The organism is Prochlorococcus marinus XMU1419 (genome assembly GCF_017695955.1).
Lineage (GTDB): Bacteria > Cyanobacteriota > Cyanobacteriia > PCC-6307 > Cyanobiaceae > Prochlorococcus_A > Prochlorococcus_A marinus_AD.
Window position 1 is genome coordinate 243,457 of record NZ_JAAORO010000001.1, and the last position, 20,790, is coordinate 264,246.

21 protein-coding genes and 2 tRNA genes are annotated in these 20,790 nt (G+C 32.0%); 12 read left to right on the top strand and 11 right to left on the bottom strand.

Going from position 1 to position 20,790, the window contains the following annotated elements:
* Window position 1 precedes the first annotated feature (1 nt).
* From HA151_RS01315 to HA151_RS01325, 3 genes are all read right to left on the bottom strand, one after another.
* Window positions 2-1,276: a competence/damage-inducible protein A gene (locus HA151_RS01315; protein ID WP_209105765.1), complete on the bottom strand. Its 1,275-nt coding sequence runs from the start codon at window positions 1,274-1,276 to the stop codon at window positions 2-4.
* Complete coding sequence (gene glyA / locus HA151_RS01320) at window positions 1,273-2,544, bottom strand: serine hydroxymethyltransferase (protein ID WP_209105766.1); 1,272 nt, start codon at window positions 2,542-2,544, stop codon at window positions 1,273-1,275. Before glyA ends, HA151_RS01315 begins: the two co-directional genes overlap by 4 nt.
* 78 nt (window positions 2,545-2,622) lie before the next feature.
* Window positions 2,623-2,696, bottom strand: a tRNA-Arg gene (locus HA151_RS01325).
* Between the two features lie 86 nt (window positions 2,697-2,782).
* Here HA151_RS01325 and HA151_RS01330 point away from each other — a divergent pair.
* Window positions 2,783-3,034 carry a hypothetical protein gene (locus HA151_RS01330; protein ID WP_209105767.1) on the top strand — a complete coding sequence of 84 codons (252 nt, stop codon included), beginning with the start codon at window positions 2,783-2,785 and terminating at the stop codon, window positions 3,032-3,034.
* Window positions 3,035-3,049: 15 nt separating this feature from the next.
* Window positions 3,050-3,340, top strand: a complete 291-nt coding sequence (locus HA151_RS01335; protein ID WP_209105768.1) for a DUF3181 family protein — start codon at window positions 3,050-3,052, stop codon at window positions 3,338-3,340.
* A gap of 2 nt (window positions 3,341-3,342) precedes the next feature.
* Here HA151_RS01335 and murJ read toward each other — a convergent pair whose 3' ends face one another.
* Window positions 3,343-4,920, bottom strand: a complete 1,578-nt coding sequence (gene murJ / locus HA151_RS01340) for a murein biosynthesis integral membrane protein MurJ (protein WP_209105769.1) — start codon at window positions 4,918-4,920, stop codon at window positions 3,343-3,345.
* 71 nt (window positions 4,921-4,991) lie between these two features.
* Between murJ and sfsA the strand changes: the two genes are divergently transcribed.
* The 4 genes from sfsA to HA151_RS01360 all read left to right on the top strand — a co-directional run bounded on the left by sfsA (window position 4,992) and on the right by HA151_RS01360 (window position 9,324).
* Window positions 4,992-5,732, top strand: a complete 741-nt coding sequence (sfsA, locus tag HA151_RS01345; RefSeq protein ID WP_209105770.1) for a DNA/RNA nuclease SfsA — start codon at window positions 4,992-4,994, stop codon at window positions 5,730-5,732.
* A 180-nt stretch (window positions 5,733-5,912) separates the two neighbouring features.
* The gene (locus HA151_RS01350; RefSeq protein ID WP_209041781.1) at window positions 5,913-7,373 is read left to right on the top strand and encodes an ammonium transporter; all 1,461 of its coding nucleotides are present in this window, start codon (window positions 5,913-5,915) and stop codon (window positions 7,371-7,373) included.
* A gap of 89 nt (window positions 7,374-7,462) precedes the next feature.
* Complete coding sequence (locus HA151_RS01355) at window positions 7,463-8,659, top strand: 4-hydroxy-3-methylbut-2-enyl diphosphate reductase (RefSeq protein WP_209106121.1); 1,197 nt, start codon at window positions 7,463-7,465, stop codon at window positions 8,657-8,659.
* Window positions 8,660-8,763: 104 nt separating this feature from the next.
* Window positions 8,764-9,324 (top strand): DoxX family protein, encoded by a 561-nt coding sequence (locus HA151_RS01360; RefSeq protein WP_209105771.1) that lies wholly within the window; start codon window positions 8,764-8,766, stop codon window positions 9,322-9,324.
* A 1-nt stretch (window position 9,325) separates the two neighbouring features.
* Here HA151_RS01360 and purH read toward each other — a convergent pair whose 3' ends face one another.
* The gene (gene purH, locus HA151_RS01365; protein ID WP_209105772.1) at window positions 9,326-10,879 is read right to left on the bottom strand and encodes a bifunctional phosphoribosylaminoimidazolecarboxamide formyltransferase/IMP cyclohydrolase; all 1,554 of its coding nucleotides are present in this window, start codon (window positions 10,877-10,879) and stop codon (window positions 9,326-9,328) included.
* A 33-nt stretch (window positions 10,880-10,912) separates the two neighbouring features.
* Here purH and HA151_RS01370 point away from each other — a divergent pair, with 33 nt between their 5' ends.
* Window positions 10,913-11,530, top strand: coding sequence for an alpha/beta hydrolase (locus tag HA151_RS01370; RefSeq protein WP_209105773.1), 618 nt, complete (start codon window positions 10,913-10,915; stop codon window positions 11,528-11,530).
* Here the strand turns inward: HA151_RS01370 and HA151_RS01375 are convergent.
* Window positions 11,527-11,895, bottom strand: coding sequence for a DUF3155 domain-containing protein (locus HA151_RS01375; protein WP_032524027.1), 369 nt, complete (start codon window positions 11,893-11,895; stop codon window positions 11,527-11,529). The two genes, HA151_RS01370 and HA151_RS01375, sit on opposite strands and share 4 nt — an antisense overlap.
* Window positions 11,896-12,147: 252 nt before the next feature.
* On the opposite strand from HA151_RS01375, the gene HA151_RS01380 reads away from it, so the two are divergent.
* Window positions 12,148-13,284: a sensor histidine kinase gene (locus tag HA151_RS01380; RefSeq protein ID WP_209105774.1), complete on the top strand. Its 1,137-nt coding sequence runs from the start codon at window positions 12,148-12,150 to the stop codon at window positions 13,282-13,284.
* Here the strand turns inward: HA151_RS01380 and HA151_RS01385 are convergent.
* Window positions 13,262-14,041, bottom strand: a complete 780-nt coding sequence (locus tag HA151_RS01385; RefSeq protein ID WP_348535614.1) for an adenosylcobinamide-GDP ribazoletransferase — start codon at window positions 14,039-14,041, stop codon at window positions 13,262-13,264. The two genes, HA151_RS01380 and HA151_RS01385, sit on opposite strands and share 23 nt — an antisense overlap.
* A 58-nt stretch (window positions 14,042-14,099) precedes the next feature.
* Between HA151_RS01385 and tgt the strand changes: the two genes are divergently transcribed.
* Entirely contained in the window at window positions 14,100-15,218 is a 1,119-nt protein-coding gene (gene tgt, locus HA151_RS01390; protein WP_209105775.1) for a tRNA guanosine(34) transglycosylase Tgt, read from the top strand.
* A gap of 33 nt (window positions 15,219-15,251) precedes the next feature.
* Window positions 15,252-15,392: a photosystem II reaction center protein K gene (locus HA151_RS01395; RefSeq protein WP_002805418.1), complete on the top strand. Its 141-nt coding sequence runs from the start codon at window positions 15,252-15,254 to the stop codon at window positions 15,390-15,392.
* 26 nt (window positions 15,393-15,418) lie between these two features.
* Here the strand turns inward: HA151_RS01395 and HA151_RS01400 are convergent, their stop codons facing one another.
* The 3 genes from HA151_RS01400 to HA151_RS01410 all read right to left on the bottom strand — a co-directional run bounded on the left by HA151_RS01400 (window position 15,419) and on the right by HA151_RS01410 (window position 17,833).
* The gene (locus HA151_RS01400; protein ID WP_209105776.1) at window positions 15,419-16,423 is read right to left on the bottom strand and encodes a Gfo/Idh/MocA family protein; all 1,005 of its coding nucleotides are present in this window, start codon (window positions 16,421-16,423) and stop codon (window positions 15,419-15,421) included.
* Between the two features lie 50 nt (window positions 16,424-16,473).
* Window positions 16,474-17,742, bottom strand: coding sequence for a hemolysin family protein (locus tag HA151_RS01405; protein ID WP_209105777.1), 1,269 nt, complete (start codon window positions 17,740-17,742; stop codon window positions 16,474-16,476).
* 18 nt (window positions 17,743-17,760) lie between these two features.
* Window positions 17,761-17,833, bottom strand: a tRNA-Ile gene (locus HA151_RS01410).
* A gap of 141 nt (window positions 17,834-17,974) precedes the next feature.
* Between HA151_RS01410 and pyrE the strand changes: the two genes are divergently transcribed.
* Both pyrE and HA151_RS01420 read left to right on the top strand, forming a co-directional pair.
* Window positions 17,975-18,535 (top strand): orotate phosphoribosyltransferase, encoded by a 561-nt coding sequence (gene pyrE, locus HA151_RS01415; RefSeq protein ID WP_209105778.1) that lies wholly within the window; start codon window positions 17,975-17,977, stop codon window positions 18,533-18,535.
* A gap of 9 nt (window positions 18,536-18,544) precedes the next feature.
* Window positions 18,545-19,381 carry a folate-binding protein YgfZ gene (locus HA151_RS01420; RefSeq protein ID WP_209105779.1) on the top strand — a complete coding sequence of 279 codons (837 nt, stop codon included), beginning with the start codon at window positions 18,545-18,547 and terminating at the stop codon, window positions 19,379-19,381.
* On the opposite strand, the gene HA151_RS01425 is transcribed toward HA151_RS01420, so the two are convergent.
* Complete coding sequence (locus HA151_RS01425) at window positions 19,367-20,785, bottom strand: TM0106 family RecB-like putative nuclease (RefSeq protein WP_209105780.1); 1,419 nt, start codon at window positions 20,783-20,785, stop codon at window positions 19,367-19,369. The genes HA151_RS01420 and HA151_RS01425 overlap by 15 nt on opposite strands.
* Window positions 20,786-20,790 lie beyond the last annotated feature (5 nt).

Below are 20,790 nucleotides of genomic sequence, written 5' to 3' on the forward strand. Positions count from 1 at the left end.
GTTACTTACTATTCGATAATAGAATTAATCTGAGGCTGTTTAAACACACATTTACACTTAGTGTTTGAATTTCAATTCTATTTCGAGTTGAGTTAAATATTTTTTTTATATTGGTAATATAATTATTTGGTCCTGCAATCGAAATATATACTAACCCAACAGGTTTTTCTTGAGTTCCTCCATTGGGACCAGCAATTCCACTGATAGCAATTGCCCAGTCTGCTGCTAATTTATTTTTGACATTAATTGCCATAGCCTCACAAACTTCTTCCGAAACGGCTCCATATTTAATTAGCTGATCTTCCGAAATATTTAATAATGAATTTTTTAGCTCATTACTATAGGAAACAATACTGCCTTTAAAAATTTGAGACGAGCCTGATATTGATGTTATTGATGAAGATAGAAGGCCTCCAGTACAGGATTCAGCAAAAACAATAGTTTGGTTCCTCTTTGTTAATTCTTTTATTAAAACGCTAGGGAGAGTATCATTATCCTCTCCAAAAATAAACTTTGAGAACTTTTTTTTTAATTTTTCTTTTACAGGTTTAATAATATTTTTTGCTTCCACTTCATTCTTTGCTCTGGCGGTGATTCTGAGTTTAACCTCTCCTAAGTTTGCATATGGAGCAACAGTTGGGTTTTTAAGATTTAATAGATCATTAATTTTTTCTGCAACAATAGATTCTCCAATACCAGAGAATTTAAGAGTATTAGAAAAAAAGGAATAACTATCAGAGAATTTGGTCTTAATGAATTCAAATGCTGTCTCCTCCCACATAGTTTTCATTTCACTGGGAACTCCAGGGAAAGTAAGAATAGTAAATCCTTTGATTGGTTCCCATATCATTCCTGGAGCAGTACCTCTTGGGTTATTAATTATTTGAGCATTTTTTGGGAAGAAACATTGTTTCCTTAAGCTAGAGGAATCTTCCTGAAGCTTTGAGTTTGAAAGTTTTTGTTTAATTTCATCCCATAAGTGTGGTCTTTCAATAAGTGATTCATTAAATGATTTGGCTATTGCTTCAGTAGTTAAATCATCTGGGGTAGGCCCCAAGCCACCTGTTGTAATAAGAAGATTACTTCTTTTCGATATTTCTTGAATTTCTTTTATAATTCGATCAAAATTATCACCGACAGTTGATTGCCTAAAGTGATTTAAGCCTAATTGAGATAACTGTTCAGAAATCCATTGAGAATTGGTATTTATAATATTTCCTAAAAGTAACTCTGTTCCAATAGAAAGAATTTCAACTCCTTTGGAATTAGGAATCATTTAATTGATGCTTCAAGTTTGCCTTCATAAAGAGGAAAACGATTACATAAGGTCAATACTCTTTCTTTACATTTATTTTCTATTAGTGAATCATTTGGGTAAAGCAATCTATCTGCAATAATTTCGCCAACTTCAGTAAAAGCATTCTCATTAAAGCCTCTAGTAGTTAAAGCAGCAGTACCCAACCTTAGCCCGCTGGTTACAAAAGGTGATTCAGGGTCAAATGGAACAGTGTTTTTATTTGCAGTGATATTCACTTCACTTACAAGCAAGTCAGCAATTTTACCAGTCATTTTGATACTTCTTAAATCGAGTAAAACTATATGATTATCAGTGCCTCCACTAACGATATCAATACCTCTATTTATTAAAGTTGTAGCTAGAACTTTGGCATTTTTTATTACTTGTTGGGAATAATTAACGAAATCTGGTTGTAATGCTTCTCCAAATGCAACTGCTTTAGCGGCAATAATGTGTTCTAGGGGCCCACCCTGAGTTCCTGGGAAAACAGATTTATCAAATTTTTTTCCAAATTCTGCATCTTTACACAAGATAAGTCCACCTCTAGGACCTCTTAATGTTTTATGAGTAGTTGTAGTTACTACATCACAATAAGGAATTGGATTTGGATGAAGTTTACTTGCTACAAGACCTGCGATGTGAGCAATATCAGCCATTAAGAATGCACCAACTTCATCTGCAATTTTTCTAAATGATTCAAAATCGATTGTTCTTGGATAAGCTGAATATCCGCATATGATCAATTTTGGTTTTGTCTCTAGTGCTATCTCTCTTATTTCATCAAAATTTAATTCACTACTTTCTTTATTTACACCATAGTGGACTGCATTGAACCACTTTCCACTCATATTTACTGGAGATCCATGAGTTAGGTGTCCACCATGAGATAAATCCATCCCCATGATTGTGTCGCCAGGTTTAAGTAAACTTAGGAAAACAGCTGCATTTGCCTGAGCTCCACTATGGGGTTGTACATTAGCCCAATTTGCATTAAATAATTTTTTAGCTCTCTGAATAGCTAATTCTTCGATTTCATCAACAAATTCACATCCTCCGTAGTATCTTTTTTGAGGTAAACCCTCTGCATATTTATTTGTAAGGACGGATCCTTGAGCCTGCATGACGGCAATTGATGCAAAATTTTCGCTTGCGATTAACTCAAGATGAGTTTCCTGTCTATTTTTTTCAGAGTTAATAAAATTGGATATTACTGGATCGCTTTCTTTAAGATTTTGAAGGATATTCATTGAATTTGATAAGTAATACTCATAATATAGACGATATTTTTTAGAAAAATTATAAAAAGAATATTTCATAATTTTAAACGCGCCTGGAGAGATTCGAACTCCCGACACCCTGATCCGTAGTCAGGTGCTCTAATCCACTGAGCTACAGGCGCATAATTATGTAATATCTCTGTTTCAGGGTCTCTTAGTCAACTAGATTTCAGTTAAAATATCTATTATTAACAATCTAATTTTTGATATGCCTATAAAGTGGTACGGAAATGGTGATTTAGAAGATCCCATCTATAAACATTTTTCTCGAATAGTAAATTTTGTTATTCACTGCATGATATTTACTGCGATTGTCAGTGGCACTTGGCTTTTAAAAGAAATTAGATATGAAATCGATTTTTTTAACAATTTTGCAATTTTCTGGTCAATTCTTTTGGCCTCTCATTTACTTTTTGTAATTATAAAAAAACCTAAGGACACTTCAGAACAATCAACTTAATTTAATTTTTAATTTATGGACTCTCTGATACAAATAAGTGATCTAGAAAGTATTATTTCAGAAAAGGTTTTTATAAAAATAGAAAAGTGGAATTTATATCTTGGAGATGCTGGCCTGGCTAGACAGCTTGCTATTGAATGTATCAGCAATAAAGATCAAGGCCCATTTGAGGCCTCAAAAGTAAGTTTGAAAGCAATAAATGTAAAAGTAGGGGATGGTGTTAAAAGAATTCCACTTATTAATTTAATCACTACCTCACAAATAAAAGAATTAGAGGAGATTTTGGAAGGTTTTTTTGAAAACTAAATCTATTTTTTATAGACTTTAAATCTATTTACTCTCAAGCATTTTGTAAATAAAAAATAGATTACAAAAAAAGTTAGAGATCCAAATATTAATAATAAAAACTCTCCGAGATTTGAATTTAAGTTATTTGTAGTTTTGAGAATAGTAAAACAAAGTACGCTATCTATAAATGCCGCTAATGACATTAGGATAATTTTCCTTAATAAATCCAAGTTAGGTAAATAGATATTTTCATTTCTCAGATTAAAAGAAAGCAAAACGCAAACTATAAAGTTGACTGTTACTGAAGATAAAATTATTCCTACAACTCCAAAATTATATGGTGAAAGATTTCCAAAATTTTTAATTGGAGCACCAATTAAAAACCAATCAAAAAAGATATTTAATACTATCCCTGCAAATGAAGATCTAAAAGGAAATTTTGTTTTTTCTATTGAATAGTAAGTTCTTACTAATAAATCTCTATAAAGATAAAATGGTATCCCAATTGCGTAAGCAATTAATATATTCTTTACTTTTAAAGCCGCTGAATAATCAAAAGATCCTCTTTGAAAAACTAACTGTACTATTTGATTATTAAATGTTATGAAAAATCCGGTTAAAAAAATAGTTGTTAAGAAACAGTACTCTATTCCAGAGATCAATTTTTTTTGGAGACCTCTATTGTCTTTATAATTTCTAAAATTTGAGAATTTTGGAAGTAATGGCAAAATTAAAGAGTTAGATAATATGCCTAATGGGGCTTGTATCAGAAAGTTTCCGTAAGCCAGTCCCGATGCTGCTCCTTGAAAACTTGAAGCGAAAAACATATCGATAAAAACATTAATTTGACTGAGACCAGATGAGATAGATGCTGGAATAATTAGTTTGAAAATCCTCCTTTCTTCATCACTAAAAAATTGGAGGTTTGACTCTAATCTCAAGAGACCGATTTTATTTATTTCCACAATTTGAACTACAAACTGAATTAAAGTTCCTGTCAAAGTTGCAAAAGCTAGTAATCCTGTATAAATAAAGAAATGAGAATATGCATTTTCTTGGTTGAAAATCCAATTTAAAAAAATAAAAAAAATAATAGTTAGGCTTGTTATCGCTGGACTTATACTTGATAAAAAGAATTTTCTTTGAGAATTTAAGGCGCCAAAGCTTAAACCTATGAAACCAGATAATGGGATACAAGGAGTAAGTATTTTTAATTGATAAGTGGCGATAGATTTAGCTTCGTAACTTAAATTGGGGGCTAATAATTCAATTAATAAACTGGAATTAAAGAAAATCAATATAGCTAAACCTATTAATAATATTGAAAGCTTTATGCTTACTTGAGTTAAAACAATCCCTCCATTTTTTTTGTTAAGGGGAGTAAGAACTGCAACGACTGCATTATGTAATGGACCATTAATCCCTCCAATAATTATTAGTAAAAAACCAGGAATTATATAGGCATAATTAAATGCGTCGTATGTTACCCCAACTCCAAAAGCAGCAGCTATAAATATTTGTCTTATACATCCAGCTAATTTACTAAGACTAGTACCAAACGAAATTGAAAAAACATTATTTTTTAAAAATGAATGCATTTGGATTTGTCTAAATTTTTCAAGAAGTTTAAGTTTCAATTATATTTGATTTTTAACTAACGACATATTTTATGAATGATCGGATAATTGAATTTGATCCATTAATTGAAGGGGTTTTAATTAAAAGGTATAAAAGATTTCTGGCAGATATAAAATTAGAGAGTGGAGAGGTAGTTACTGCTCATTGTGCTAATACAGGCCCAATGAAGGGACTTTTAAGTGAGGGAGCAAAAGTAAGAATAAGTGTTTCCTCTTCTCCAAAAAGAAAATTACCTTTTACTTGGGAACAGATATGTGTTTTAGATGCAAAAAATGGTGAGGTTTGGGTGGGAATTAATACTTTATTTGCAAATAAGTTAATCAAAAAGGTTATTCAGAAAAATTTGCTAAACCAAATAATTGGAGAAATAGAGACAATTAAATCTGAAGTACCTTATGGAAAAGGTAAAAAAAGCAGGATTGACTTTTTTTTAACTCCAAAATCTTCAAATCCTGATAAACGTAACATTTACATAGAGGTTAAAAATACGACATGGATTAGAGAAAATGTAGCTCTATTCCCAGATACAGTAACGAAAAGAGGTCAAAAACACCTAATGGAATTAAAGGAATTAATTCCTGAAAGTAAAAGTGTTTTAGTACCTTGTATTACAAGAAAAGATGCTTGTTTTTTTGCCCCTGGAGATGAAGCAGATCCCTTGTACGGCAATCTTTTTAGAGAATCTTCAAGTGCAGGAATGATAACTATTCCATGTTCCTTTGAATTTCATAAAGACCACGTATCATGGAATGGAATTAAACCTCTAAAGTAACCGAAAAACTTGATATTCAGGAATCCAAAAAAAATGATTTTTAAATTTAACAAATATTTTTTTATGGTGCAACTATAAAAATGGTATCAACAACTACTAGACACAGATAAGTTTTTTGAATAAATTTAAATTTGAAAGGAAACAGCACAAACTGTTTTTTTGCAGATCTAATTTTTTTTTATGACCACTGCTTTGCAAACGCCTCAAAGGCGCTCTAGGTCCAAACTTCAAGACGCAAGCCTTGTTAATGGACCTATGCTCCTTTTGAGGAGTATTCGAGGATTTAGTTCAAACCGCTCTATGTTGTGGCTTGCAACTGTTCCCTTAGCTTTGTTTGGTTTAGGTATTTTTAATCTTTCAGCTCACGCAGCTGATTTACCTGAGTTGAATGCAGCTTTTCTTGCTAACAATTTATGGCTTTTGATCGCTACTATTCTAGTGATCTTTATGAACGCCGGTTTCGCTATGGTTGAGGCAGGTATGTGCCGTTCTAAGAACGCTGTAAACATCCTTGCTAAAAACCTATTCGTATTTGCTCTAGCTGTAACTTCTTATTGGTTTATCGGCTATTCATTAATGTACGGAGGAAGTGTTGCTGACGGATGGCTTTATTTTGGAGGCTTATTTTTTGATCCAACAGTTACTGCAGATATGGTAACTGATGCTGGATTAGTCCCAACTGTTGATTTCTTGTTCCAGTCTGCATTCGCAGGAACTGCGGCAACTATCGTTTCCGGTCTTGTTGCTGAAAGAGTTAAATTTGGAGAATTTGTTGTTTTTGCGATTGTATTAACTGCATTTATTTATCCAATTGCTGGTAGCTGGAAATGGAATGGTGGCTGGCTTGATTCTCTAGGTTTTGTTGATTTTGCTGGTTCTTCAATTGTTCACTCAGTTGGAGCATGGGCAGGTCTTGTAGGAGCTATGCTTCTTGGACCAAGAATTGGCAAATACTCTGATGGAAAACCACAGGCTATGCCAGGACATAATATGGCTATTGCCACTTTGGGTGCATTAGTTCTATGGATAGGTTGGTATGGTTTTAACCCCGGTTCTCAACTTGCCATGGACCAATGGGTTCCTTATGTTGCTGTAACAACTACTTTGGCAGCAGCAGCTGGCGCTATTGGAGCAACTATTGTTTCAACATTAACTTCTGGTAAGCCTGACCTTACAATGATTATTAACGGAATCCTTGCAGGATTAGTTAGTATCACTGCTGGTTGTGGCGATATGACACTTGCTGGTGCCTGGTTTGCAGGACTAGTTGGTGGAATTATCGTTGTATTCTCTGTAGCAGCCCTTGATGCTGCTGAGATCGATGATCCTGTAGGTGCATTCTCTGTTCACGGAGTTTGTGGTGTATGGGGTACTGTAGTAATCGGTCTATGGGGTACAGCCGTTCAAGGAGATGGAGCAGGTATGGGATTGTTTAATGGTGGAGGTATTAGCCTTCTCTTAATTCAAGCTCTTGGTGCTGCAGCTTATGCTATCTGGACACTAGTTACTTGCTGGATCGCTTGGTCTGTAATCGGTGGATTATTCGGAGGAATCCGAGTATCTGAAGAGGAAGAGACTCAAGGCCTTGATATTGGAGAGCATGGTATGGAAGCATATCCAGACTTTGCATCTGCTAAATAATCTAATTCAAAATTGATTCTAGAAACCTGACATATGTCAGGTTTCTTTTTTTTTACAAAAAATTATTTAAAATGTTGTACTATCAAAAGATGGATACACAAGCTTTTAGAAGGTCTCTTCATCATTCTGATAGATATAATAGAAGGGGCTTCGATTCTCCAACAAAAAGGGCTCAAGCGTTAGAAGCAGCTTATCAAAGTGATTTGATAAGTTCTATAAGAGATAATGGTTTTACTTTCACTAAAGGCAGACTTAATATCAAGTTAGCTCAAGCATTTGGGTTTTGTTGGGGTGTTGAAAGAGCTGTAGCAATGGCTTATGAAACAAGAAGACATTACCCTAATGAGAATATTTGGATAACAAACGAAATAATTCATAATCCCTCTGTTAATGATCATTTAAGAAAAATGAATGTAAAATTCATTTCAGCTAGAAATGGAATTAAAGATTTTTCGTCAGTTTCTAATGGGGATGTAGTTATACTGCCTGCTTTCGGAGCCACTGTTCAAGAGATGAAACTCCTTCATGAGAAAGGTTGTCATATCATTGATACAACTTGTCCTTGGGTTTCTAAGGTTTGGCATACCGTCGAGAAACATAAAAAACATGTTTTTACATCAATTATTCATGGAAAATTTAAGCATGAAGAAACCCTTGCTACTAGTTCTTTCGCAGGTAAATATTTAGTTGTACTTGATTTAGAAGAAGCAAATTATGTATCTGAATATATTATGGGTAGAGGTAATAGAAATGAATTTATGAATAAATTTGCTAAAGCTTGTTCTAATGGATTTGATCCCGATCAAGATTTAGATAGAGTCGGAGTTGCTAACCAGACGACTATGCTTAAAAGTGAGACCGAAGAAATTGGAAAAGTTTTTGAAAGAACAATGTTAAAAAAATTTGGACCAGAAAAATTAAATAGCCACTTCTTAGCTTTTAATACTATTTGTGATGCAACTGAAGAAAGACAAGATGCAATGTTCTCTTTGGTTGATGAAGACCTTGATATTCTTGTCGTTATAGGAGGCTTCAATTCTTCAAATACTACTCACTTACAAGAAATAGCAATTACTAAAAATATTTCTTCTTTTCACATAGATACCCCAGAGAGGATATCAGTTAAAGAAAACTCAATTTTACATAAGCCACTAGGATCAGATTTAGAACTTAAAAATAATTTTTTACCTAGTGGAAAAATTAATGTTGGAATTACTTCAGGTGCATCAACTCCTGATAGGGTTGTTGCAGATGTTATTGAGAAGTTAGTTGATATTACTTCTTGAATTTGTTATTTCATTTATAACATTACTGAGTTTTTTTAATTTATTAGCAAGATAGTTCCAAAATATCTACTTTATTAATTAGAATAATAAAAAAATTATGAAGTATGGAAGACAAATCACAAACTAATCAAGTTGAAACTGCAAATATGAATAGGACTAAAGCTCCCCAAAAAGTTGAAGTTGTTGTAGCTAATTCATCTTCAGGGTCAGAAGTAAATATACTTGGGGAATTATCAATTTTTGTTTTACGAATTGGTTTTTGTGCTTTGATGATTCATCATGGCTTAGAGAAACTTCAGGATCCTCAGGGTTTTGCTGAGTTTGTAGTTGGGAAGTACTTCCCATTTTTACCGGGTGATCCTGTTATTTGGACTTTTGGAGCGGCGATTACTCAATTAGTATGCCCAGTAGGCTTGGCTCTAGGGATATTTGCAAGACTTTCTTCTCTAGGGCTTTTCTCTACAATGGCATTTGCTGTTTATTTTCATCTCCTAGATACTGGACTAGAAGGTTTTCCCATTGCAGTCGTTGAGGGCCATAATTATGCATTCGAATTATCTTTCATATACGGGGCGATTTCTCTATACTTTTTGTGTGCTGGTCCAGGAAGGCTCTCTTTATTTAGAAAGACTAACAAAATTACTTATTATCCAAAATCAACTTAATTTAATGCAAAAAGTGCCTTTTTTGTGTGAATATCATTGAGATTCCTTTCGAATCACACATATCAATACTTTCTTGGTCTCTGAGACTTCCACCAGGTTGGACAATAGCTTTTATACCATACTTATTTGCGAGTTCGACAGTATCTGCAAAAGGAAAAAAACCATCGCTTGCTAAGACTGCATCTGAACATAAACTTCCAGCAGCTTTTAATGCAATTTTTGCAGCTCCAACTCTATTCATTTGTCCAGCTCCAATACCAATAGTTGTTTGGTTTTTTGCAATAACAATCGCATTTGATTTCACGTGTTTACAGATTTTCCATGCAAAATTTAGATCTAAATTCATTTGATTACTAGGATTTTTCTTAGTTACGGAAATCCAATTTTCAGTTTTTTCTTCACTATTATCAGTATCTTGAACTAGTAATCCTCCCATTATTGATTTAGTAGAATTTTGATTCTTCTTTGGGAGTTGATCTTTTGAAAACTTCAATATTCTTAAATTCTTTTTAACTTTTAAAATTTCTAAAGCTTCTTCATCAAAAGATGGAGCAACAACACACTCTAAGAAAATATCTTTGAGGTGAATTGCGGTATCACTATCAACATTTGAATTAAAAGCAACTATTCCTCCAAATGCACTAACAGAGTCGCATTCCAAAGCATTCAAAAATGATTTGGAAGCTGAATTACTTATAGAGGCACCACAAGGATTATTGTGTTTTAAAATAACAGAGGCAAACATGTCTGTTGTAAGTTCATCTTTTTCTGTATAGCCAAATTCTAAAACTGTTGAAAGTGCCGACTCTAGATCTAATAGATTGTTATAACTTAAATCTTTTCCTTGTAATTGTTCTGCTGCATTCCATCCAATGTCACTTAAACCATACCAGAAAGCTTTTTGATGTGGATTCTCCCCATATCTTAAGGTTTTGATTAGTGGATAAGATTCAATATATTTGGAAGGTTGTAAATCTCTTTCTTTTCTTATCCAATTAGATATTGCAGTGTCATAGTCTGCTGTATGTTGAAAAGCTTCAAAGGCTAATTTTGCTTTATATGAGTCTTTCAATTCACCTTTTTTACTTTCTTCAAGAAAATTTTGATATTGACTAGGATCTACTAAAACGGAAACGTCCTTATGATTTTTAGCTGCAGAACGAATCATTGATGGTCCTCCAATATCTATATTTTCAATGCTATCTTCCCATTTAGATCCCTGCGCTACAGTTTTTTTAAAAGGATATAAATTAACAACTACTAAGTCAATTAATTTTAGGTCGTTATCTTCTATATCTCTTTTATGTTCTTCATCAATTCTTTTGGCTAATATCCCTCCATGTATTTTTGGATGTAATGTTTTAACTCTTCCTCCAAGTATTTCTGGCGAATTAGTAAAATCTGCCACTTTAATAACTGGAATATTTGCCTCTATAAGATGTTTGGCAGTGCCTCCACTTGATAGAATTTTATAATTGAATTTTCCTACCAATTCCTTACAAAATGGGATTATATCTTTTTTATCAGAGACACTTACTAAAGCTAATGGCGACATTATTGGAAAGTTTACTTACTTAAGAATATAAACATGAAATACGACATTGATCATGAATTTGTCTCGATTACCTCTCAAACTGCAACTCATAGAATTATTTTGTTACATGGTTGGGGGGCCGATTCAGATGACCTTTTAAGATTTGGAAAGGATATTAGAGAAAAAATATATCTTGATTTTGAGGTAATTTCTTTAAGAGCTCCTGGATTACATCCAAGTGGTCAGGGAAGACAGTGGTATGGATTATATCCACATGATTGGAATGAAGCTGAGGTTGAGGTGAATAAACTTTTAGTTACATTAAAAAAATTTGATACTGATCGGATTCCATTAAAAAAAACAATTTTGTTGGGGTTCTCTCAGGGGGCGGCAATGGCAATTGATGCAGGATTTAAATTAAATTTTGGATTAATTGTTGCTTGTAGTGGTTATCCTCATCCCAACTGGTTCCCAGGAGAAAAATGCTCACCATTAATTGTTAGTCATGGTTTATTTGATGACGTTGTGCCTATAGATGCTTCAAGGATTATTTATGAAAAAGTGAAAAATAAGTCTTCTGAATTATGTGAATTATTAGAATTCGATGGATTTCATCAAATCGATTCCAATTTAATTGACTTTATCAGTTCAAATATAAGTAATATTTTTTAAACAAAAGCATATTCGTATTCTTCAATCTCTTCCCAATCATCTGCAGTAAGTTCTAGACCTTCAAATATTTTTTCTTCTCCAATTCCTTCAACTACAACTTTTAATGATGGAAATAAAAAATGATTTTCTTCAGCATATTGGGCACTAAATAGGCCTTTTTCACCCCAGAAAAACCTATCTGTAGTATGTTCATTTCTTCGAACGTTAAAAACTGAAGGAGCAGATAATTCATTTTCAGCTATGAATCTTCTTGCTGCTGTAACTGGTTTATGTTTGCCAGTTTCGATATGATAAATAGGTACATGTGCCATTACTCTTTGGCCAGCCAATCTTCTTCTGCTGATTCTTTTTCTTTTTTTTGACATTGATTGGTACTCCTGAAATTATTAATGAGATTAGTCTTATTTATTTTTACTAATCTTATATATGTGATTTTAAATTCACTTCAAATTACATAGAGGACCCATCAACCTCTGATGTAGCTTAATATATGATTAAATAATCATATTTAAGGCTGGCTAAAGTCAGACCTCTTTATATATCTTAATACTTTTTTCATATTTTACAAGCCCTTTTTCAAGTTTTTTTTAAAAAAATTTCTCAAAATTTCATTAATTATGAATCTTTCAAAAAAATTTGAAGAATTAATATTAAAACAGCTAGAGAGTTTTGGTTGCTCAATGGGAGTGACTAATTTAGTGATGTATCTTGCTTCAGCTAAGCAAGGAACTAAAGCATCATTTGAGATGATTGGTCAATGGCCGCAAATTGATAGGCTACTTACATCAATAGAAGATGATCCTTCACTAAAAGTTTCGTCGCCTAATAGAAGATGGTACCCGCTTCAAGAAAACGATATTCTACTTGGTGTCCTAAGGGTAGAAACTGATTTGAAAGGGGGGAATTGGCCAGTATCTCTTGATTCTAGGTTAAAAGCGCTTTCAATATCTTTAGCTAAATGCGTCTCTATCGAATTAGAACGTCAAAATAAAAATGAAGAAATCAATTATTTAAAAAATCAAGTCAATGTCATAATCCATCAATTAAGGAATCCATTGGCAGCTATTAGGACATATGCAAAATTACTAATAAAAAGACTTGGTTCAGATGATGATTCTATTGAAATAGTCGAACGCATGATAATAGAGCAAAAACAAATTAATCAATATATGGATTCTTTTGCACAATTAAATTCACCCATTCAACTTCCTCTGGGAATTGGAGAGGAAAGATTATTATTACCACCAAATTTAGATAATAAAAAGGTAATAACTGTTCAAAGTTTATTGAGGCCAATATTAGAAAGGGGTAAAGCTAATGCGGACTTAGAGAATAGAGATTGGACTGAACCTTCTCTTTGGCCAAATTGGACTATTTCGCCAATAAAGGCAAAATATGCTGTAATTGCTGAAATTGTGGCCAATTTATTAGAAAATGCATTTAAATATGCTCAAAAAGATGCCGAAATTGGACTTGCAATTACGAGTAATGGACTTTGTATATTTGATGATGGTAAAAAAATATTCAAAAATGAAAACGAGAAAATTTTTGAAAAAGGTTTTAGAGGATCTGCCGCTAAAAAGAAGGACGGCACTGGTGTGGGACTATTTTTGGCGAGGAAATTAGCAAAACAAATTGGAGGAGATTTGAGATTGCTGGAAAATAACTCGATTGATAATACTGAGATATCAAAAAATCTTAAGAAGAAAAATATTTTCTATTTAGAACTACCTATAAAAGAATTGCATGCATAAACAACATTGCAGTTTCAACTAGTACAGTACTTGCACCGCAGGCATCTCCATTGAAACCTCCAATTTTATTACCTAGTATGTTTGGGATGGAATAGCTTAGCAATATACCAATCAAAATAAGAATTAAAAATTTAATTAATATTGCTTTGGATGTAATTGAGACAAATTGGTATGCAATGAAAATTAAAAGGAAAATAATGGAGATCAAAGATTCTTTTTTAAATCCATTCCAAAACTTTTTGTGACTAATAGATTTTTTCTTATGACTAATATATTTAAAATTTTCTATAAAAAATAAATTTGAAAATCTTCCCCAAAATAAGCATATAGGTAAAACAAAAATTATTAGGTTTTGAATTTTCAGTATGCAAGCAATTTGAATTAAACTTATAAAAACTAAAGCTTGAACGCCAAAGGAACCAACTTTACTGTCTTTCATGGCTTTTAAACGTCTCTTTTTACCTGCAAAAATACCATCGAAAGTATCCATTAAACCATCGAGGTGTAGACCACCAGTAATTAAATATCCCGAAGCCAAACAAATTAATGAAGATGCATAAATTGACCAAGAGTTTGTTCTTAAAAAAAGAAAAATATAACTCTGTATTGTTCCAATAAATAATCCTAAAGGCGGTGCAAATTGTGCAATATTTTTAAATTCGGGATTAATTAAAGGTATCTTTGGAAATGTCGTATAGAAAATCCAAGAGCCTGCAAAATTTTTTATTAAATATTTTTTGATGAGATAAAAATAGATTCAATATTAAATAATAGGTTAGATTAATGAAAAAGGATCAAAAATTTTATAAATTATCGTGTTTGAATTTGAAATTACATCGAATTGCAGTAATACAATGGCAAGAACTGGCATATTTCATACACCAAATGGTGAGGTGAAGACACCAAAATTTATGCCTGTGGGTACTTTGGCAACGGTTAAAGGAATTTCATCCAAGCAGTTAACCTCTACAGGATCAGAAATGATTCTCTCAAATACCTTTCATCTTCATTTACAACCTGGAGAAAAATTAATTAAAAAATCTGGCGGAATACATAAGTTCATGAATTGGACTAAGCCTATTCTTACTGATTCAGGAGGATATCAAGTTTTTAGTTTGGCTAAGTTAAATAATATTTCTGATAAAGGAGTGGAATTTAAAAATCCAAGAGATGGTAGTCATGTATTTTTATCACCTGAAAAAGTAATGCAGATTCAAATGGATCTTGGATCGGATGTTGCGATGGCTTTTGATCATTGTCCTCCGCATACAGCTAACGAAAATGATATTGAGGACTCTTTACAAAGAACTCATTCATGGTTGCAAAAATGTGTCGAAACTCATCAGAAATCTAATCAAGCATTATTCGGGATAGTTCAAGGTGGTAAGTATCCGAGATTTAGAGAATATAGCGCAAAATATACAAGTTCTTTTGATCTGCCTGGAATAGCAGTGGGAGGTGTAAGTGTTGGCGAGGCGGTCGAAGAAATACATAGTGTAATTAATTACGTCCCGAAATTCTTACCAGTAAATAAACCAAGATATTTAATGGGAATTGGCTCTTTAAGAGAAATTTCTTTTGCTGTTGCAAATGGATTCGATATTTTTGACTGTGTTTTGCCTACAAGACTAGGAAGACATGGGACTGCATTTTTTAATGATGAAAGATTGAATTTGCGAAATGCTCGATTTAAAAATGACTTTTCTCCAATTGACAAAACTTGTAAATGTGAGACATGTAAGTCCTATTCTCGAGCATATTTGCACCATCTAATTAGAAATGACGAAATATTAGGCTTAACCCTCATAAGTTTGCATAATATTGCTCACTTAATAAGATTTACAAATGCAATTTCTACTGCAATTAGAGATAATTGTTTTACAAATGATTTCGCTCCTTGGAAAACATCCTCTATTGCTCACTATACGTGGTAACGTTTTACATAATTAATTAAATTATCAAAAAAGGTGCTCATTCTATTAAATACATTCGCTGAATTGCCCGAGGCTTACAAGGCCTTTGCTCCAACTGTTGATGTACTTCCACTTATTCCTTTATTTTTCTTTTTATTGGTATTTGTTTGGCAAGCTGCAGTTGGATTTAAATAAATATATTTTAATTTAGATTGTTTTTATTAGAAGGGATTTTCAAGTAAAATCGCATCTCCAGAATTATCTACAGCACTCTCTATAAAATCAGCAATTTTTAATGCTCTTGAGGCTTGCTCACCATCCACCTCAGGTATTTCTTTGCCCCGAACGCATTTTAGAAAATGCTCTAGTTCTGCATAAAGAGGTTCAATGGAAGTTGTGCTAACTTCTTCTACATATCCATCATTTCTATAAACTAATTCTCCATGCTCTGCTGTGTATGATTCATGAGACTTTCGATGGATTTGTAAAGAGTGATTTAAGAAATCAGTTTCTACTAGGGCATTTTGGCAGTGAGCACTAAGATTTCTAATTTTTTTGTGACTCATTTTGCTGGCAGTTAAGCTTGCAATAACATTATTTTGAAAAACTAAAGTAGCATTGACATAATCTATTAATCCTTCGCTATTTCTTCCTCCAACGGCTGCTAATTTTTGTATTTTTGAGTTTACAAGCTCTAAAATAAGATCAATGTCATGAATCATTAAATCCATTACTACAGAAACATCATTTGCTCTATCTGCATGAGGACTGTGCCTCCTTGCTTCTAAAACAACAATTTCTTCATTATTTACTATTTTATTTAATTCTCTAAAAGCAGGATTAAATCTTTCAATATGCCCAACTTGTAATAGACAGTTACTTGCATTAGCCGCCTCTATTAAAGATTTTGCTTCCAACTCATTTGCTGCAATTGGTTTTTCAATTAGAACGTTAGTGCCTCCCTTTAAACAATCTAGTCCTACTTTTTGATGAAGTAGTGTAGGGACAGCGATACAGATAGCATCAACTTTTGGAATTAGGTCCTTATAATCCTTGAACCATTCACATTGAAATTGCTCAATAGCTAATTTGCCTCTCTCTTCATTTGGATCTGCGACTCCAATGAGATTTGCATCTTTGAGTAAACTTAGTACTCGAGCATGATGCCAGCCCATATTCCCTATACCTATGACTCCAACCTTTACCGGCGATGAGGTTGGCTGCATAATTATAAATCCATATATTTATTATCATTATCCTCTATGGGGAGTCACATTTAGCTTTTAGGAAGGATTATTTTAACACGATCAATTTTTGGACCTGACATAGAAATAACTTCAAATTTAATATTATTGAAATCTAGAACGTCACCAATTTTTGGTACCATTTGAAATTTTTCTAACATAAATCCAGCAAGGGTATGATAATCAGTACCTTCCGGAATTGAACATCCTATCTTTTTATTGATTTCAATAATTTCCGATTTTCCAGCTATTGACCATTTTTTAGAGAAATTATCTAACATTCTCATATCTGAATAAATTCTATTATTGAGCATTTCCTCTCCAACTATTTCGCCATTTAGATCAGCTGCAGTTATGAGTCCCTCTGTTCCACCATGTTCATCAACTACTAGTAAGAAAGGATTGTAGTCTCTTACTATTGGAAATATTTCTGCTAGTGAACATGTTTCTATTATTTTTGTTACTGGTAAAAGGAATGGCTTTAATAATGTATCGGCTCCCATTTCACCTTTTGATATTGGCTTAGCAAGATAACGCAAATCTAATACACCTAATACATCATCTAAAGATTCACCAATCACAAAGAAGCGAGCATGTCGAGTTTTATCTACTTGTTTCATGAGTTCTGAAAAGGTTATATTTTTTGGCAAAGTTACCATTTCAGATCTTGGAATCATCACTTCTTTAACCTGTGTATCTTTTAAAGCAAAAACTCCTTCAAGAATATTCTTCTCATCTGGTTTTAAACCTGTTACGTTATCTGTTTCTATAAGAGTTTCTAATTCTCCAGCAGATAAACCTGAGTTTAAAGAATCCCATTTGTTATTTAAATTAAACAAGCCTAAACAGGCGCTAGCAAAGAATTCTATTGTTTTCACTATAGGATTCATAGCTTTTCTTACAGCATCAAATATCGTGGTTAACCTTAATGCAGCAGATTCTGGATTGTTAATTACTAAAGCTTTTGGAATTAGTCCAGAAACAAGAGTAACAACTAAAACAACAAATAAAAATAATAGAAGATCATAAAATCTATTTGATAAAATATTGCTTTTCCAATAATCATTAGCCAGGTTATTGCTGAGCCATCCAATTGCAATTAATGAAATTGTTACTCCAAATTGAGAAGCAATTAATGAAGATCTAAAGCGTTTTTGAATTTTTAAAATTGAAAATGCTCCTTTCTTTTTTTCTTCTATTAACCTTAAAACTTTACTTGGTCTTATTAATAAAAAAGAGAGTTCACTCGCTGCGAAAAAAGCTGGTAAAAATAAAAGAAATAAAAGTAGAGTTATTTTCATTCAATGACAAATGAATAATGGGGGTGGCGAGGATCGAACTCGCCTTAGCCAAATTATGAGTTTGGTGCATTCACCAGATTGCTACACCCCCAAGGGAACTTATGTAATTTTAATTACATTGAATTTCAATATACAATATAAAAATAATATTTCAAAAAATACCTCATAAGGAAGTTTTTGTGAGATTTCTTTTTTTTCTTCTAATCTTTAAATATAAATTTAATTTTTACTAATGGGCAAATTTTCGGATAAGTATGATTTAAATAAAGCAAAATTGTTAAAACAGTTAGTTGAAAAATCTTACAAGAAAGGAAACTTCACTTTATCTTCAGGAAAAAAAAGCAGTCATTACTTGAACTGTAAACCAGTGTCATTAAATGGCGAAGGCTTAAACTTAATAAGTGATTTATTTTTAGAGTTAAAGGACACAAGGTCAAAAGCTGTAGCAGGATTGACATTAGGTGCAGACCCCATAGTAAGTGGATTAATTCTCAAAGCAGCTTTGCATGGCCAAGACCTTGATGGTTTAATAATTCGTAAAGAAATCAAAAAATACGGTACCAAAGCTGGAATAGAGGGCCCTACATTAGAAGAAGGAACCTTGGTAACTGTTTTAGAGGATGTTGTTACAACTGCTGGTTCAGTAATAAAAGCTATAAAAAAATTACGAGAAAATAATTATGTTGTTGAGGAAGTTTTGTCTATAGTTGATAGGCAAGAAGGGGGATTAGAAGCCCTTGAAGATGAAAATGTTAAATTAAAGAGTCTTTTTACAATAAAAGATTTTTTATAATTATTTAAAATGCAAGATATAACAAAAAAGTTTTGGCTTGAAAAATTCGATTGTTTTTCAATTTCTGGAAAAGATGCCAGAAAATTTTTGAATGGAATAACAACAGGTAATATTCTTAATTCAGAAAATAAAGTTATCAAAACTTGTTGGTTAACTCCAAATGGCGTTCTAAGGTCATTAATTGAAATTATTTTTTTAGAAACAAACTTAGAAGTAATTATCTTGGCGGGTAACACAAAAGAAATAATTGATTATTTTAATCAAATTATTTTTCCAGCGGACGATGTAATTCTGAGTAAACCTTCCTTGATAAATAGAATTCAAGAAATTGATGAAACTAGTTCATGGAGAACTTACCAGCCTATTTTCTTCAAAACAGAAGATAAAGAATTTGAAATATATAAAAATAAACTAAATTTACTAAATCCCAATGATTTAAAACTTTGGAAGATTAATCAGGCAATACCCTCATTAGAAATGGAAATAAACGGAAAAAATAATCCTCTTGAGCTTGGATTACAAGATCTTATAGATTTTAATAAAGGTTGTTATTTAGGACAAGAAACAATGTCAAAAATAAAAAATGTTTCTTCTTTAAAACAGGAAATAAGAATTTGGAAATCAATTGAATCTAATTTGAATTTAGAATTAGAAGATAAAAATTTATATATAAATTCTGCCAAGGATATTTCTGTAGGCAAAATCACTAGATTTTTTAAATCAGATCGTCAAATAAAAGGTTTAGCTATGATAAAAAGAAAATATTTAGAGGAAGAAAGTTATTTTTTTTCAGAAATTTTTGGAAAAATTAGTATAAAAAAATCTGTAGGATCAATTTTTCTTTAATCGATTTTTGATTAAATATTCTGCAATTTGTAGAGTAGCAAAACAATCATCTTTGTTATATTGGATTATTTTCTTTAAAAATATTTGGTTTTCTGTAATTTGATATTGAATCCACCAATAAAGTGCTTTCGAGCCACTTACATTTTTTTGCACCCATTCAAATCCAAGCCAATTAGAGACAGTTTTTAAGCCATAGTTTTTTAGTGGCAATATCCAGGACTTTCTTATTAAGTAATGTAAGTCAATAAATCTGGAGGAAAGTGAATCTATTTCTTCGAAACTAAAATTTAGTTCTTTCGCAATATTAATTATTGATATTTTTTCAGTTTCTCCGTAATGCAAAACTGGCCATTCCTTGTTTGAAAAAAGTATTTCAATAATTTTCCTGTAAGATTCTCCTTTATTCTTTTTAAGATTTAAGATTGGTTCATAAACAAGATCTTCTTTTTTTATAGACAAATTATTTACTTTTAAAAATCCATATAAAAAATCATGCTTTTCATCTGGATTTGACTCAATATCAAATATATAAAAGCCAGAACATATTTTTTCTAATAGATCATGCGTATTATTTTTATTAGAAATGAAATATGGTTCTCCAGAAATATATGCTTTTGCTTGCTTTACAAATAAGGAGGCTTTTTCATACTTTTGATCGTTGAATTTAGATAATTTCTCTCCAAGTTGTTTTTCGTTATACAAAGCTAATGTTTGGGTATCAGATATTCCATTTGTTATGAGTAACGAGGCTGTTTTGGAACCTATTCCATCTATATCTGTTAGGTATCCATTTTCTTTTGCTTCTTTGTCACAAAATTTTTGCCAGGAACAAATAGTACATTTTTTTCTATCTTGAGTTATTTCTGGTATAGATCCCTCCAAGCATTCATTCAAATTTAATAAAACATTTAAAACTTTTTTTCTTAATTTTTTATTTATATAAATTTCTTCAACTTTAACTTTTTTATAAAAAGTGGAAATTACTAATCCTTTCTCAATTTTAGATTCTTGAAAAGATTCCAACAGCATAGAGCAAAAAGCTAAGTCGAATAAATGTTCTTTAGTTGTTTTGTGGCCTAACTTATAAACAGCAGGTAAATATTTATATTGTCCCCATTTACTTTTACCTTTAGTCTTTACGAGTAATTGTGGACGTATCTCTGCGTTAATATTTTGAAAAAGATTACCTTTGATTTTTAATCCAATTACCCCCTGATAACCATTTTCACAGGCTTTTAATCCTGTATATATTTCACCATTACAAAATTCAGAGAAAATTTGAAACTGATTAATTTTATCTATAGCTTTATGGGGAGACCAAACTTCATAAGATTTTTTACCCTTAAAATCGAGCCATGCTTTTCTTTTGCATCTTGTAAAACTTTTTAAATGAAGAGAATTCAAATTAT